The 16,817-nt window shown below is 39.3% G+C and carries 15 protein-coding genes; 1 reads left to right on the top strand and 14 read right to left on the bottom strand.

Annotated features, from left to right (window positions below; genetic code table 11):
• Positions 1-24 precede the first annotated feature (24 nt).
• A complete protein-coding gene (locus CRO56_RS18105; protein WP_097160030.1) occupies positions 25-1,062 on the bottom strand; it encodes a LolA family protein in 1,038 nt (345 codons plus the stop codon).
• Positions 1,063-1,389: 327 nt separating this feature from the next.
• Positions 1,390-1,743, bottom strand: coding sequence for a holo-ACP synthase (gene acpS, locus CRO56_RS18100; protein ID WP_097160029.1), 354 nt, complete (start codon positions 1,741-1,743; stop codon positions 1,390-1,392).
• Between the two features lie 115 nt (positions 1,744-1,858).
• On the opposite strand from acpS, the gene CRO56_RS18095 reads away from it, so the two are divergent.
• Positions 1,859-2,464: a rhomboid family intramembrane serine protease gene (locus CRO56_RS18095; RefSeq protein WP_097160028.1), complete on the top strand. Its 606-nt coding sequence runs from the start codon at positions 1,859-1,861 to the stop codon at positions 2,462-2,464.
• Between the two features lie 156 nt (positions 2,465-2,620).
• On the opposite strand, the gene CRO56_RS18090 is transcribed toward CRO56_RS18095, so the two are convergent.
• From CRO56_RS18090 to CRO56_RS18035, 12 genes are all read right to left on the bottom strand, one after another.
• On the bottom strand, positions 2,621-3,904 hold the full coding sequence (locus CRO56_RS18090) for an SGNH/GDSL hydrolase family protein (protein WP_097160027.1): 1,284 nt from the start codon (positions 3,902-3,904) through the stop codon (positions 2,621-2,623).
• Between the two features lie 92 nt (positions 3,905-3,996).
• Entirely contained in the window at positions 3,997-5,415 is a 1,419-nt protein-coding gene (gene cshA / locus CRO56_RS18085) for a degradosome RNA helicase CshA (RefSeq protein WP_425427224.1), read from the bottom strand.
• Positions 5,416-5,583: 168 nt separating this feature from the next.
• Entirely contained in the window at positions 5,584-6,294 is a 711-nt protein-coding gene (locus CRO56_RS18080; protein WP_097160025.1) for an alpha/beta hydrolase, read from the bottom strand.
• Positions 6,295-6,565: 271 nt separating this feature from the next.
• Positions 6,566-7,945 (bottom strand): UDP-N-acetylmuramoyl-tripeptide--D-alanyl-D-alanine ligase, encoded by a 1,380-nt coding sequence (locus CRO56_RS18075; protein WP_097160024.1) that lies wholly within the window; start codon positions 7,943-7,945, stop codon positions 6,566-6,568.
• A 14-nt stretch (positions 7,946-7,959) separates the two neighbouring features.
• Positions 7,960-9,033, bottom strand: coding sequence for a D-alanine--D-alanine ligase (locus CRO56_RS18070; RefSeq protein WP_097160023.1), 1,074 nt, complete (start codon positions 9,031-9,033; stop codon positions 7,960-7,962).
• A gap of 247 nt (positions 9,034-9,280) precedes the next feature.
• Positions 9,281-10,204, bottom strand: coding sequence for an oligopeptide ABC transporter permease (gene opp4C, locus CRO56_RS18065; protein ID WP_097160022.1), 924 nt, complete (start codon positions 10,202-10,204; stop codon positions 9,281-9,283).
• 11 nt (positions 10,205-10,215) lie between these two features.
• On the bottom strand, positions 10,216-11,181 hold the full coding sequence (locus CRO56_RS18060; protein ID WP_097160021.1) for an ABC transporter permease: 966 nt from the start codon (positions 11,179-11,181) through the stop codon (positions 10,216-10,218).
• Positions 11,182-11,265: 84 nt separating this feature from the next.
• Complete coding sequence (locus CRO56_RS18055) at positions 11,266-13,071, bottom strand: peptide-binding protein (RefSeq protein WP_342745899.1); 1,806 nt, start codon at positions 13,069-13,071, stop codon at positions 11,266-11,268.
• A 384-nt stretch (positions 13,072-13,455) separates the two neighbouring features.
• Positions 13,456-14,463 (bottom strand): ABC transporter ATP-binding protein, encoded by a 1,008-nt coding sequence (locus CRO56_RS18050; RefSeq protein WP_097160020.1) that lies wholly within the window; start codon positions 14,461-14,463, stop codon positions 13,456-13,458.
• 10 nt (positions 14,464-14,473) lie between these two features.
• Positions 14,474-15,445 carry an ABC transporter ATP-binding protein gene (locus CRO56_RS18045; RefSeq protein ID WP_097160019.1) on the bottom strand — a complete coding sequence of 324 codons (972 nt, stop codon included), beginning with the start codon at positions 15,443-15,445 and terminating at the stop codon, positions 14,474-14,476.
• A gap of 317 nt (positions 15,446-15,762) precedes the next feature.
• The gene (locus CRO56_RS18040; protein WP_097160018.1) at positions 15,763-15,996 is read right to left on the bottom strand and encodes a DMT family transporter; all 234 of its coding nucleotides are present in this window, start codon (positions 15,994-15,996) and stop codon (positions 15,763-15,765) included.
• Positions 15,981-16,739 carry a hypothetical protein gene (locus CRO56_RS18035; protein WP_097160017.1) on the bottom strand — a complete coding sequence of 253 codons (759 nt, stop codon included), beginning with the start codon at positions 16,737-16,739 and terminating at the stop codon, positions 15,981-15,983. Before CRO56_RS18035 ends, CRO56_RS18040 begins: the two co-directional genes overlap by 16 nt.
• Between the last annotated feature and the right edge of the window lie 78 nt (positions 16,740-16,817).

Genomic DNA, 16,817 nt, shown 5'->3' with positions numbered 1-16,817 from the left:
AGAACCTGCTTCTCTTCTTATTAATTATTTTACCATAGTTCCTTGTACAGAACGAGCCACACTTACCATTTCTTCTGGTGTTAATTCAGAAGAAGCAAGCATATATTCAACTCCATCGTAGGTCCATTGAATACCTGTTGCCGTCATCGCTCCAACTGTAAAGCCTAAATCCACAGGCTCACCATTCACAGGTGTTGATGCCATTGCACCGGCAGGCATAATTTCTGCTTTTTCCTGAATTAACGTAAATTTCTTAGTTGAATCCGCAGATTGATACTGATACATTTGAATGACTCTATTTCCATCTTCAGTATCAATCATCTTTTCTTCAATAAGTTTGGCAGCGACATCATTAGAGTACATAACAGCAAATTCATCACCCTGTGATTGTTCTTCGTCAACATCTGCTGCTGTTTCTTTATCTAATTGAGCCCCTTCCATATTCCTTTTCATATCAAATGCATCCGGGTTAAATTTTGAGTTAAATTCCGTGTCACTAAATTCAACTGTAACTAATGGGTTACGATCTGTGTCCATTACTTTTACACTAACAGGCGATAGATCTTCCTTGGATAGTGTAATTTCTTGCATAGGCAGCATTTTGTTGTTTTGATAACGGGTTTTCGTTTCAAATACATAATGCTTTTCCGTCTCTTTAAAGGTTGCCTCAGGATCTTCCATAATATCCTGAACAAGAGACTCGTAAAGGTAAGGCTGACTAGAGTTCTTAGGCCAATCACTTTGGAAGCGGAAACTCTTGTTCAAGGCCGGTGTTAATACAAAGACACCTTCCTTGTTCCGTAAAATCATTTGACTTTGATCAGATTGAGAATTTTTCAGCTCAACCCGATAAAAATCAGGATCGTTGTGCCAAACTTCTACATTGTATTCTTGCGGTTCCGTACCCATTTGCAGTGTCATCTTTGCTTTTGTTTTGTAAGATGTAAGATCGTCCATCCTTTTGTTTAAATCACCAACTACATCCTCTTGGGACTTTGCTCCACAGGCACTTAGTACAACCATTAACACCAGGCACAACAATGGCAACAACCACTTTTTCATGCATTCAACCCCTTTGTGTGTCTCATTTAACTGAAATAGAGAGGGGCAGAGCCAAGCTGACGATTTCAAAGATGTTGTGTCTGGACTGGTCGATTCAGGAACGCTCTTCCGGAAAAAATATTATCTTTACTACTGAATTAGAAGACATTCCTTAATCAGACCAGACCTATGCTTGGTGTAAAGACTCGGACTCCTTGTCTCTCCTTGTGCAATAGAAATATATGAGACAAGTTTTTAATTTATGTCCACGTAAAGCTGACAAGCATAAAAAAGTTTTTAATTTTGTTAACATAAAGCTGCAAGCAAATGCATGCCTGTGTATGTAAACTAAACTTCCTCTATAATCGCCTGTGCCACAACAAACTCCTGACTATGAGAGATTGTTAGATGAACACCCTTTGAAACAGGTTTTGAAAAATACGGTTTCCCAAAAGAATCCTTTTGTATCTCAATCGACTGAAAAGATAATTCCTTGCCGATTCCAACTCCCCTTGCTTTTGCATATGCTTCTTTGGCCGCAAATCTTCCCGCTAAATATTCAATTTTTCGCTTCATAGGGTATTGCGCATATTCTGCTATTTCGTTAGATGTTAAAATGCGCTGCGGAAATCTCGGCTGACGCTCTATAACTTTTTCGATCCGCTTTTTTTCAATAATATCTATCCCTATTCCTCGTATCAATTGCTCTTCCTCCCCTTCTAATTTAGAATAAAAACGAATATAGTATAATGGCTTGTATGATAAAGAATTATGTATTGGATTAGCCTGTTCTGCCAAATGTAGAAAGGAGCAGATTATGTTTGTAAGAACCGAGAGTTTTCGTGAATATATAAAACAATATCCAATGATTACTGCGATCGTATGTATTAATATAATCGTTTATTTAGCTGCTTTCCTGCCATTTTTACCAAACAGTACAATTATCAATTCATTGATTGGCGTTAATTTTTTCATCCAACAGGGTGAAATTTGGAGATTAGTAACTCCTATCTTTCTCCATGTGTCCTTTACCCATTTTTTAATGAATTCACTTGCTGTTGTGATTTTTTCACCATTTCTAGAGAAATTACTGGGAAAAATGGGATTTTTAAATCTCTATCTATTTTCTGGGATTGTCGGCAATCTCGCAACCTTTATCTTATTGCCGCCGACCTACGCTCATCTTGGAGCGAGCGGATCCTTTTATGGCTTATTCGGATTTTATTTCGCTTTAATCCTATTTCGAAAGCACAGTTTTCCAAAACAAATTCGCCAATCTATTATGGTGATCCTTGGATTAGGTATTTTATTCACAGCCTTCCAGCCTAATATCAATTGGATCGGACATGTATTTGGAGCGATCGGAGGCTTTGGATTCGCCTATTATTTTTTACATTTTGGAAGAGGAAAATATCAGGGTTAAACTCTTTTATTAGGGTTCAGCCTTTTTCTGTCTCCAACATGCAAAACTCACCTGCTTGCTGTTGGTACTCCCATGCCTTCTAGAAGGTGCTGATGCATTAACAATGTCCTTAAAGACGTTTTGAGTATTTCACCCCACAAGATGTATCAAGCCGATTTACCAGGCTCCCTGCCTCTGTTCCAAAGAATGCACTATGTTTCGATAAATCTGTTCATGCCCGTAGTCATTAGGATGCAAGCTGTCTGCCAGATAGTTTGATGATTTGAGGTCTTTAAAAATAGCGTAATTATTAATAAAATCGATTTGGTTTTCCTCTGCTGTCTGATTAATCACGTTACAAACTTCTTCCATATTAAAATGATAATTTTCAGGATTTTCATTTACGACTGGATTGGCACACATTAAAATAAGGGCCCGATTTGGTTTTACTTTATTTATCAATTTTTGCAGATTTCCTTTAAATATAAGAGAGTCTTTTTCCCTGCGGTCATTGGTACCTAGCTGTATGAAAATGTATCGGTCCTCATCCGTGATCGCAATCCCATCACCACTAGTATTCCCTTCCAGATTTCTCTTCAAATAACTTCTGGCAGTTGCTCCGATTATCCCCTGATTTGAAATTTTGACCGTTTTATCTATGAGTACACCGCCAATTTTCAAAGCTTGTGGGCCTTCAAAGTTATTTTTCACCGTCTTAATTTCTATTAGCGCATCTTCGACATAATCAAATGTATGGGTACGGTGGTTATCAAAGCCTGCCAAATTTCCATCAAAGCCTACCATTGTTGAGAAAATACCTTGCGACATACCGTTTACAAGCAATTCATAATCCATGCTGCTTGCTGTACTGCCATAAGATAAGGTGAATTCCTTACCAGTGAAGTTAAATCTGATAATTCCAGTCCCATTTGCCGAAGAATCTATCTGAAAACAGAGGAATTTATTTGAAATAGAGTCCTTACTTTCCACTACTTCATGCGGTCGTACATTGCCCTCTGTGACAATTTCGAAATTCTCTCCTTCTGGAAATAAAAGTATTTCCTTTTTATACACGGCGATTGATTCTCCGTTTGGTGAAGCATCCCAATTGGATAGCAAAGGAGGAGCCCCTGCCATATATTCCGAACCTATATAGCGTTTAAACTGATTGACAAATGATAGTGACTCAAAATTGTCGCGGATATCTGATAAAGTACCATCCCTGCCCATTTTGAAATTTACTGGGTTACCCGCTGCAGACATACCCCAAGTAATCGAATCTCCAATAAAGACAATACTCACATATTGTTCAAGCGGATTAGATAAAGCATTTTTCAGTCTTTCTAATTCTCCAAAAGACTTCGTATTTTCTGCTTTTAAGTTACCTGAAGTTCCATCAGATAAAATAACATACAAAAAAACCATTAACGACAGCACGCACAAAATAATTACTTTCTTCAAAAAACCACCTCTACATCCAAATGTACCCTTAAATATTAGTAATTTGCTCAGTAAAAAAACCGGCTATTCACCAGCCGGTTTTACACTCTTTGTTATCGTTCATTCACTCTTTTGTTATTGCTGAATCTTTTACCGGAACCGCGCTTTCTCGCATTTGATGAAGAGGAGGATTTCCATGACTTTGAAGAAGATGAATTCTTCCTGTTATAGGATTTGCCTCCTCTATCACTTTTTCTGTCTCGTCGTGATGGTAAAGGCGGTTCTGATGTTAACTCAATCGGAGTTTCATTTGGTTCTTTTGTTAACATTTTTAGTGCAGCCGCAACCACTGCTACGGCATCTTCTTTTTCAAGTAATTCTTCAGCTGCTTTATAGTAATATTTTGCTTCTTGACGCTCAATAATCGTTTGAAGCTGTTCAATCACCATCCGTTGTTGACCTTCAATCGCTTCATCAAAGGATGGTACTTTCATTTTGTTCATCTTTTTCTTTGTTGTTTCTTCTACAACGCGAAGGTACGATGTTTCTCTAGGCGTTACGAACGTAATAGCCGTTCCCGTTTTACCGGCACGGCCAGTACGGCCAATACGGTGAACATAGCTTTCAGGATCTTGCGGGATATCGAAATTGTATACGTGTGTAACACCGGAAATATCAAGACCTCTTGCAGCTACATCAGTCGCAACTAAAATGTCAATTGTATTCGCTTTGAATTTTTTAAGTACGGCAAGCCTCTTCGCTTGACTGAGATCGCCATGAATGCCTTCTGCTGTGTAGCCGCGAATGGTAAGAGCATTGGCAAGTTCATCGACTCTTCTTTTGGTCCGCCCAAAGACAATCGCAAGTTCCGGAGACTGTATATCTAATAGTCTTGTTAATACATCAAACTTTTTCTTTTCATGAACCTCGATATATGATTGTTCAATTTGCGGTACTGTCATTTCTTTTGCTTTCGTACGAATCAGCTTCGGATCCTTCATAAACCGATTGGCAATACTTCGAATCGGTCCAGGCATGGTTGCTGAGAATAACAAGGTTTGTCTTTCGGTTGGAACCTTCGAAAGAATTGCTTCGATATCATCGACAAACCCCATATTTAACATTTCATCCGCTTCGTCTAAAATAACGGTATGAACCTGGCTAAAATCGATGGTTCCACGATTCATATGATCCATGATTCTTCCTGGTGTTCCGACAATAATATGCGGACCCTTTTTCAACGCACGAATTTGTCTCTGAATATCCTGGCCACCATAAATAGACAGCACTTTTACGCGTTTATCCTGTCCAAGCTTATAAAGTTCTTCACTAACCTGAACAGCGAGTTCCCGGGTAGGGGCAATAATAAGTCCCTGTACAACCGGGTTTCTTACATTTATTCTTTCTAATAATGGCACACCAAATGCCACAGTCTTCCCGGTCCCCGTTTGAGCTTGTCCAATGACGTCATATCCTTGTAATGTAACAGGAATCGTCTCCGCCTGAATGGGAGTTGCTTCCTCGAATCCCATACGATTAATCGATTTTAAAAGTAGGGAACTAAGCCCTAGCTCATCAAACTTTGTTGTCAATTTCATTTCTCCTTCAAATACATTTCATCATTATTTGTAGTTCACACCGAACTTTACTACAACTAACTAATCTTAACAGTTTTTAACAAAAGTTGAAAGTATCAAGCATTAATCTTTGCTGTTATTTGCTGGAATTTCATTTAGAAATGAGAGTATATCTTGAAATAGGACATCTTTTTCTTCACAATGGCAAATGATGTGCTGAGCCTTTTCAAGAAAAAGAAGCTTCTTTTCAGCAGCACCAATCGAATTATGAAGTGCGTATGCTGCTTTAGGCGGTACAACCCCGTCGTCCAAACCTTGAACGATCATGGTCGGTGCATGTACATTTGGCAGATATCGTTTGAGGTCCTTTACTAATTTCCTAAACTGAGTCGTTGCAGAGAGCGGGGTTGAAGCAATCTTTCGTTTATATCTTTGAAAAAGTTCGCTTTCAAGTAAATTTCCTCTCATTGCATCCTTCATAATGTGTTTGATATCCAAACCTAATTGCCTTGGATTCACATAATAAAGGGCTGCACTCAGGAGCACAAGTTTGGCAACCGGATATTTAACCGCCAGAAAACTGGCAATCATCCCGCCCATGGAAAATCCAACTACATACACAGTATCACATATTTGGAGGAGCTCCTTTAGCTCTTCCTCTGCGGAACGGACCCATTCGTAGTAATAGATTCCCTTTAAGCGAAGCCTTTCACCATGTCCTGGTAAAGTAGGGGAGACAATATGCCAGTCCGTTTTCTGCCGCAAGTATTCTTCAAGTGGGGCTATTTCATGCGGACCACCAGTAAACCCATGAATTAATAAGCAGCCATTCATTGATATCACCCAACTTTGAACTTAATAAAAGGAAAAGAGATGCCTTCTATCATATGTATGTTAAGGTGATATTTTTTTGTAATCCTTATGCATCATTCAGCAAAAAAATCAATTTTTCATCGATTAGCCACTTTACATCTCACTGAAATATTCGGGTTGGCAGGAGTTGTCACTCTCATTCTACTTTTATTTTGCCCTTCTTTTTTCCGTCTAAAACGTATTATTGGCTATCCTTGATGAACGGTTTGTCCAACCCTTGAATCTGCTTTCGTTACTGGATGAGTCCCTCTAAAACCTCTTCCAATTTCATTCCCCTAGAACCTTTAACTAATAATACGGTTTGTTCATCTAACCGCCCCTTTACTTCATTCCGTAATTCGTCTTTGCTGCTAAATTCTTTTACTTCAATCGGCTTGCCTTTTTCCCGAATCCCCTTTGCTATAAAACGAGCTAATGGCCCATACGTATAAACGTATTGAATATGGTCAGCCGAAATGAAATGACCGATCTCTTTATGAAACTCTTTTTCTTTCGGACCTAATTCCAGCATGTCTCCTAAAACAAGTACTTTTTTCGGATAGTTTTCAAGTGATTGCACCAATTCTATCGCTGCTTTCATTGAAGTTGGGCTGGCATTATAGGCATCATTAATGACCAATGCTCCATTATATCCCTTGTGTGATTCCATTCTCATGGCCGAAAGAGAAAGACTTTCTAATTGATTTTTAATGTTCTCTTCATCCACCTGTAAAAAACGGGCAACAGCAATAGCTGCCAAAGCATTTTTCACATTATGAAGTCCTAATACGGGTAAAAACATTTTTGTTCGCGGCAAAGCTTGAACAATAAACTCAGTTCCTTCTCCTTTTGCCTCAACAGACATTGGATAATAGTCACAATTATCACTTTTCCCGAAGGAAATAACCTGAAACTCCCCACTCCGCGATTGAACTTTAGCTTGTAACAAAGGTTCATCGCCATCATATACAAAAAGGCCATTTGCATTGAGTCCTGCAATTATTTCAAACTTGGCCTCCGCAATTCCTTCCCGCGACCCAAGATCCTCCAAATGAGCTTCACCGATATTTGTGATGACAGCGACATCTGGCCTCGCAAGCTTAGATAAAAATTGAATTTCCCCTCTAGCACTCATTCCCATTTCCAATACAATAACTTCCGTGTCTTCCCGAAGCGATAGTAAGGTTAACGGCAGACCAATATGATTATTGTAATTGCCGATTGTTTTTTGAACTGAATAAGTTCCGGACAAAATTTTAGCAATCATATCCTTCGTAGTTGTTTTTCCGTTACTTCCTGTTACCCCTACTACCTTAACCTTTAAACTATCCCGGTATGCCTTTGCCATCATCTGAAGCGCTTCTAGCGGATCATCGACAAAAAGCAGCGGGAAACCAGATGGCGGGTTAGGTAAGTCGCGTTTCCAAAAGGCAGCAGAAGCACCCTTTTCAAAGGCTTGCTCGACAAATTGATGACCATCCGTTTTTTCTCCAGCAAGAGGAACGAACAATTGACCTTTTTCGATAGACCTTGTATTAATTGATACCCCTTGGATGTACTCTTGACCTCGTTCTGGAATGGATAGTTTAGCATTTGTTATGGCCGCCACTTGTTCAAGGGTTTTCGTTATCATTTATAATCCTCCGATCAGTCAAAAGTGTATCTGATTTTCATTTTCTCTTGATTCCGCTCAATTGCTAATTCCACTAAACGTTGAATTAAAGTCGGATAATCCACTCCGCTATGTTTCCATAATAACGGGAACATACTCATAGGAGTAAATCCAGGCATCGTGTTGACTTCATTAATCAATATTGTACCATCTTCTTTTAAAAAGAAATCAACCCGTGCTAATCCAGAACAATCAAGAGCCTTAAAAGCTTTATCTGCCATCTTTTTCATTTCATTATACGTTTCATTTGAAACATCGGCTGGTATGATCAGGGCTGTATCCCCATCCTCATATTTAGACTTGTAATCATAGAATTCTGTTTTCGGAACAATTTCGCCGACAACTGAACATTCAGGGTCATCATTCCCTAATACTCCAATTTCGATTTCACGGGCTGTAACCCCTTCTTCTACTATAACCTTTCGATCATATTGAAGGGCTTCTTCAATTGCTGTCTTTAGCTCATCTCTTGTTTTACACTTGCTTATACCTACACTAGATCCTAGATTTGCAGGTTTAACAAAACAAGGGTAACCTAATTCGTCTTGTATTCTCGTAAAAATATCCTGTGGATTGCGTTCCCAATCCTTAGCTTTAAAGCCTACATATTGAACCTGATTAAGACCTGCTTGGGCAAATAATGCTTTCATCGCTAATTTATCCATGCCAGCGGCTGATGCTAACACCCCATTGCCGACATAAGCCAAATCAAGTAACTCTAGCATCCCCTGAACTGTCCCATCTTCGCCATTTGGCCCATGAAGTAATGGAAAAACGACTTCCGCTTCATATTCATTACTTAATTCGTTATTTTTAAGAGTTAAAGGAGAAACCGAGGGTACTGAAGATGGAAACTCAAGCAGTTTAATATCGGAAACTTTGCCTTCCAGAACTCCCCCTCTTTTCCAATTCCCTGTCTGATTTATATAAATCGGATGAACCTCGAATTTATTCTGATCGATCGCGTTCATAACGGCCATGGCTGTTTGCATCGAAACCTTATGTTCAGCAGATTTCCCGCCATAAAGCAAGTGTAGCTTTGTTTTCATAATAAACCTCCATGTTGATGAATTATACATTCTAAGTTAAATATACACAAAGATTGCTTGTATCATATTCACATGTAGCCTAGATTATTTCTTATTGTATGGAAATAACGCTTGTCGCGTACTTCTATAGTATACAACGTAAAGGATGGGATTTCACACTGTAGAAAAGCAGAGGTGTTCAAATTTTCTTTAGAAAAAATAAAAACCCACTGACTGGATTCAGCAGCAGGTCGATATTTTATAAGGATTAACGTTGATTACTTTTCGGATCAAAAGCGTCTCTTAGTCCGTCACCGATAAAATTAATGCAAAGTACCGTCAATAAGATACATAATCCCGGTGGTACCCATGCTTCTGGGCTATTACGCAAAATCCGTAAGCTTTGTGCTTCAGAAATCATATTTCCCCATGTTGGAGTTGGCTGCGGGATACCGAATCCAATGAAGCTTAGGCCAGATTCGATAATGATCATGGTTGCCATCATTAATGTTGCATTAACAACGATCGGACCAATGGCATTTGGGATAAAATGCTTAAAGATAATCCGAAAATCACTCGCACCAATTGCTCGGGCACCCAGTACAAATTCTTGTTCCCGGAGCGATAGGTATGTACCGCGTATGATCCTCGTTAATGTCGGCCAGGACGTTAAGGCAATGATCGTTACAAATATACCGATGGTTACCTTTTCCAGCAATGCAACGATTGTTAGAAGAAGAACCAGGAATGGGAGTATGAGCATTAGATCTGCAGCACGCATGATTATTGCATCAATTTTACCGCCATAGTATCCTGCTATTGAACCAAGGACTACACCAATAACAAGCGTGAATAACATGGCACTAAATCCAACAATAAGGGAAATTCTGCCCCCGTATAAAAGTCTTGATAAATTATCTCTTCCTGAACTATCGTTACCAAGCGGATGATCTTCACTAGGCGGATGTTCGATTAGCAACAGATTTGATTTCGTAGGGCTATGGTCGGTAAACAGCGGAGCAAACACTACCGCCATAACAATCAGGATAAGTAAAAAAACACTGGCCACTGCTAATTTATTTTTCATAAAACGATTTAATGCAAGCTTGAAAGGACTTTGCCCTTTCTCAAGTTTACCTTCATGGTTTAAGTAAGGATTGGGGCCAGATACAACCTGCGGTTTTGTTTCCATATTATTCCACCTCAATCATAGCGAATTCTTGGGTCGACAATACTATAAAATATATCCGCTAATAAATTTCCTAAAAGGATAAAGAAACCTAGAAGTAGGTTAATCGCCATAATTACAGGATAGTCTCTATTTCCAATAGAGGTTAGAAAAAGTGTTCCGAGTCCGGGGTATTGAAATACTCCTTCTGTAATAACAGCTCCACTAAGCAGTAGTCCAATTTCAAAGCCCATTAATGTAATGATGGGAATTAATGCATTTCGAAGCGTATGCTTGTAAAGTACATTTCGATCTGTCATCCCTTTGGCCTTGGCCGTACGGATAAAATCCTTCCCCAATACATCTAATACTTCAGATCGCATGTAGCGCATGTAAGCGGCAGTACTTGCTAACCCTAAAGTAATTCCTGGTAAAAACAAGTGATGGAGCTTATCCAAAAATAGTTCAATCCCTTCTAAACCACTCGATGAAACAGTACCTTGTGAAGGGAACCACCCAAGATGGATTGAAAAAAAGTAAATTGCTACTAATCCAAAAAAGAAGTTTGGAATAGCTAAACCGAGGAATCCAAAAGTCGTTGCTCCGTAATCTAGTAATGAATACGGTTTGCGGGCTGAATAGATCCCAATTGGGATTGAGACTATAAGTGTTATAAATAGCGAAAACATGCCTAAATATAGGGTATTTTCAATACGATCTGCAATTAAATCCGAAACTTCACGTCCTCTATAAACAAATGATTCTCCAAAATCACCTTGAAGAGCACCAGAAACCCAACGAAAATATTGAACAGGAAGAGGATCGTTTAATCCGGCCGCTTCTCTTTGCTGTTCAAAAATTTTAGGGTCAATATCCGGATCCAATAACCTGCCTGAAAATGGGTCCCCTGGAGCAGCTCTTACTAAACCAAATACGATAACTGTTAATGCAAATAACATCGGTATGAAGATGAGTAGGCGCCGAACGATATATTTGTACATCTTATCCCCTCCATTCTTTTAAATGAAATAGAGCATGCGGCGTTTCTCCGCACGCTCTAACCCCTTCTAAAATTTCATTAAGTTTTACTCTCCGTTAACCCACCATAATTGCGGTTCATTGTACATCGAATATGGAAGTGGTTCTATTCCCTGGATCCGCTTATTATAGGCCCATAGGCTATTTTGCGCATACAAGATAACCGCAGGAAGATCATCCTGGAACATGACTTGCCAGTCGCTATATACTTGTTTACGGTAATCCTGTTCAAAGGCATCTGGCGGTGTTAGAGCATCCTGTAATAATTGATCAGCTTCTGGATTATACCAGCGCCCAAAGTTGTAGGCGGCGGTAGAACCCCACAGTCCGCTCGGATCTGGATCCCCGCTTCCTAAGCTCCAGCCTAGTAAATAAAGATCCCAATCTGTATTCGTTTCAAGCTCTGGAACATAAGCGGCCATTTCCATCGGTTGGGCGAGGTCTATGTTAATGCCAACTGCTTCAAGCATTTCTTCGATAATTGGTGCTGATCTTTCACGAAGCTGATTTCCAAGCGGGAAGTGTAAAGAAAGAACCCACTCTTCCCCATTAGGGTCTTCACGGAAACCATCTCCATTTGTATCGACATATCCTGCATCATCTAGCAATTGTTTTGCTTTTTCAGGATCAAACGGATATTGGTTTGGATTTTCCCCGTCATATGCCCAGAATTGGGTCGCAATCGGGGCATTAATAACAGATCCTTTTCCATAAAGCAATCCGTCAATTAGCCCTTGACGATTAATCGCATATGCAATCGCCTGACGTACTTCTTTGCTGGCTAAATCTTCGTTTGGCACCCAATTTTCAGGGTTAATCACACCTGCTTCACTTTCCTCTGGTGTACGGTGATTATGGAATAGACCCATGATCTGATAACCAAAGTCTGGCTGCTCGATAATACTAAGATGATCCATCGCCGCAACCGTTTCATAGTCAGCCGGTTGGAAACCGTTTGGATCAGCGACAAAATCAATCTCTTGATTTTCTAGTAACCCGAGGATTACCGCTTGGTCTACAACACGCCAAGTGATACCATCAAGATAAGGCTCACCCTTCCAATAGTCAGCATGCTTTTCTAATACATACTGCTCACCATCAATCATTTCGGTAAATTTGAATGGTCCTGTTCCGATCACTTTACCCGGTTCTAGAGATGCTGCATGTGTCGGAATTTCTGCTACAGGAATATCTTTGAAAATGTGTTCGGGAATAATTGGGAAAGAAGCATCACTAAGAGCTGTTACGTTTGGTTCTGTAAAATGAAATGTAACCGTGTAGTCCCCATCAGCTGTAACTCCCTCAAATACATCTGTTTCACCAGCTCTAAATGCCTCGAAACCTTTTAATCTTATAACATAGTCATCACGGACTCCACCAGCCTCTACATACCCAGGGCTCGCTATAGTTTTATAGGTAAAGACAACATCCGCTGCTGTAAATTCTTCGCCATCATGCCATTTAACGCCTTGCTCTAATTCGAGAGTTAATTGGGTTTGATCCTCATTAAACGTCCATTTTTTTGCTAAGTTCGGTTCAAATTCTAGATTTTCATTTTGTGATAATAAACCTTCATGAGTAAAATCTAGGATATTTGCTTCATATGCTTCTGTATAGAAAATCGGGTTAAATAATCCTGTAGGTGCAGTGTCCATTGCCCCTACAATGGTTCCTCCCATTTGCGGACCATCTGTTACACCATCTCCATCGCCTTCACCTTCCGGCTGTTCTGTCCCATCATCTGGTTCGTTATCTCCTTCACCTGCGTCACTCGAACATGCAGCAAGTATTCCCAGAAGGAGAACAAAGATAAGCATAAGTAACCAATGTTTTCTGTTTTTCAAAACATTCACCCCTTAAATTTTTCAAAAATAAATTGGAAAAACTTATACCACTTTAGCAAAACCACCTCCTTATTCATAAGAAAAGCGGAAGCGCCCGGTCAGCGACGGTATGGACTTTACTTTCGCAGCAGTGAGATAAAGGAAACACAGCGACCGAAAGCCGAGTCTGGCTTCCTTATCGACCAGAGGTGAGGGAAACCTAAAAGCGGAATTGCCTAGAATTGGCCCGACAACGCTTGCGCCTCGGACGAAGAAGCGTTCTTTGCTTCTGAAGGAGGAGGTGAAGCGACTCGAGTACCTAGGCAATGGAGCTAGATAAGTCCGATAGACGCTGGGCTGCTTCCAGTTGTCAATCACTAAAGTACTTTTTCCTTATACGATAAAAAATGGTGACTACTTATCATACAAATGGCAAGCAACAAAATGGCCATTACCCATATCAGATAACTCTGGGCGTTCAGCTGTACAGCGATCATGAGCGAGTGGACAGCGTGTTCTAAACGCGCATCCGCTTGGAGGATTGGATGGACTCGGAAGGTCTCCCTTTAAAATGATTTTTTCACGTCTGTTATGTACATCCGTAGATGGTACAGAAGAAAGAAGCGCTTGTGTATACGGGTGAAGCGGCTTCTCGTAGATAGCCTTTTTCGGTGCGATTTCAGCAATCCGTCCTAGATACATAACGGCGACCCTGTCACTAATATGTTTCACAACGCTTAAATCGTGTGCGATAAACAAATAAGTTAGATTAAAATCTTCCTGCAGGTCTGCCATCAAATTGAGAACTTGCGCCTGTATCGATACATCTAAAGCAGATACTGGTTCGTCACATATAACAAACTTTGGATTTAATGCAAGGGCACGAGCAATACTGATCCGCTGCCGCTGACCACCTGAAAATTCATGTGGATATTTCAAACGATCCTCTGGACGAAGCCCAACCTTCTCTAATAAACTGATTGTTTTTTCTCTTCGTTCACTCTTTGACATCGATGTTTGGACAATAAGAGGTTCTTCAATTAATTGGGAAACATTCATCTTCCCGTTTAATGAAGCATATGGATCTTGGAATACGATTTGCATATCTTTTCTTATCGGCCGTAACTTGCGGTTTCCGATTGTAGAAATATCCTGATTTTCAAATAGAATTTGGCCTTCCGTCGGATTTTGCAATCGCAAAATGACTCTTCCTAGAGTCGACTTTCCAGAACCTGACTCTCCTACTACTCCGAGTGTTTCGCCGCGAAAAATATTAAGCGATACATCATCAACGGCTTTTACATGGCCAATCGTCCGCTTTAAAATACCGCCTTTAATTGGAAAGTATTTTTTTATATTTTTTGCTTGTACTATGTAATCCTGGTCTGTCTTTAGCTTTAAATCTTTTTCGAGTATGGACATGTTAGCCTCCTTATTGATAGAGATAGCAGCGAACATCGTGACCGGGTTTTACAGGAAGTAATTCAGGATTGCTGTCTTTACATTGATCCATTGCCTTTGGACAGCGGTCTGCAAAGCGGCAACCCGCAGGAAAGTTATAGGCCGGCGGAACCATTCCCTTGATTGCACCTAATCGATCAACTTCTTTATCAAGACTTGGCAAGCTTTCTAATAGGCCATTTGTATAAGGGTGCTTTGGATTTGTAAATAATCTTTCTACCGTGGTATCTTCAACAATTTGCCCTCCGTACATGACCATTACCCGGTCTGCATATTCGGCAACAACGCCAAGGTCATGCGTAATTAAGAGGACTGCCATATTAAACTTCTTTTTCATTTCATCTAATAAATCTAATATTTGCGCTTGGATCGTCACATCCAAAGCTGTGGTAGGTTCATCGGCAATTAATAGCTTTGGATCACAGGAAATGGCGATAGCAATCATCGCCCGCTGGCGCATCCCTCCTGAAAGCTGGTGAGGATACTCCTTCATCGTTTCTTCAGCTCTTGGGAAGCCTACCATTTTTAAAAGTTCAATCGCTTTTATATTGGCCTCTTTTTTAGATAACTTTTTATGACGCTTTAACGTTTCCACAATTTGATTTCCAATTGTAAAAACCGGGTTTAATGCGGTCATAGGTTCCTGGAAAATCATCGCGATATCCTTACCGCGGATTTTAGACATTTGTTTATCAGATAATCCCACAAGATCCTTTCCGCCAAAAATAATCTTGCCACCTTCTATTTTTCCAGGCCTATTAATTAACTGCATAATCGATAGAGACGTGATACTTTTCCCACTGCCTGATTCACCGACTAGTGCTAATGTTTCTCCTGGAGTAATTGCGAAGTTAACACCATCTACGGCTTTGGCCACTTTTTTGTTATCCAAGTAGAAATAGGTCTTTAGACCTTCTACATTTAGTAATGTTTGCTGCGTCATCCACGTCACCTCGGCTTATTTAATTTTAAAAATAATGAAAACTCTGTAACTTTTGAAAAGTATACACGCTTATTCTAATTTTTTCAATACATAGAAAACTCAAAATTTGTCGAACAATGCTAATAATCTATTTCGATACAAACGTTTAAAACATCCGTTTTATACGATATTCCTTATATTTATGGGTCTAAAAGCCTGTTTCATTTTGTCGAAAATTTGTAATAATTCTAAATACCACTTCTTTTGAAAATTTATTTAGTTGATAAAAAAGACCTTAATAAGGAGTTTATTTCTCCTTCTTAAGGTCTATTGTTTTCCTATTCGCTTGTTATTCTTAAACCTATTACACTTACAATAATAAGAGCCAAATAAAAGATTCGTTTAATATCTTTTGCTTCCTTGAAGAATAACATTCCTATCACCAAACTGCCTGCAGCACCCATGCTCGTCCAAACAGCATATCCGATCCCTAAAGGAATCGAAACTTTAAGACTCTTCCTTTCTATTCGTAAGAATGAACAAGATAAAAGATAGACTACACTAGATTCCATCTTTTATCTTTCAAGTTATATGTAACCACAATATCTGGTTTACTCTTCATATTTTCATATGCATCTTTCATCTCATCCATATTCCAATAAGTGCCTAAATTATAAAATGGGATCTCAAATTTTCCTCTCGATGATTTCACTTTTTCTGTATCTATGACACAACCCTCAAAGAGTAATCCTGATAAATTCTTTAAAGAAGAAAAGTCAATAGGTTCCGGTTTAGAAGTCTTTTTAAAAAACATAAAGCCTCTATGTTTCTGTTCTCTGATCATTACATTCATGATCATATAACGCAGAACACTGTAAAAATCATCTAAATTTCGATAGTAGGTTTTATTAATCCAACCGTCATCGTGAGCCAAATAAACAAAACGATTATTTAATTTTTGAAAAAAAGCACTGCGCAAAGGATGCTTCATGTGATTGAGGAAGAGCAATTCAGCTATTTCTTGACCGTCTAATTCGTCTAACGCTTCGATATCTTCAAAGTCAACCCAGCTAAACTCACCATAACTTGAGACATCTTCTTTTATTAAATCCTTTATTTTTTCATGTTCAATGTAATTAAAAAGCGAGCGAAGATGCAGCTGTACGTCATCAAATTTGTGCTCTAATAACAGAACGGATTCAATTGGGTTATTCATCGATTTGATAAAGTCGGTGAACGTTATTCCATGGGAAAGTACATATTGTTCTGTTTTGTTCATTTGCATATATAGTAGATCCGAATTCAATTGTTTCATTACTCCCGACCTCCACATCAAAATCAATACTCCTATTTTACCAAAGGTTTGAACTTCAGAATACTGATTTAATCTAAA

It is taken from the genome of Bacillus oleivorans, from assembly GCF_900207585.1.
GTDB lineage: Bacteria > Bacillota > Bacilli > Bacillales > JC228 > Bacillus_BF > Bacillus_BF oleivorans.
This window is presented reverse-complemented; position numbering and strand designations above follow the sequence as displayed.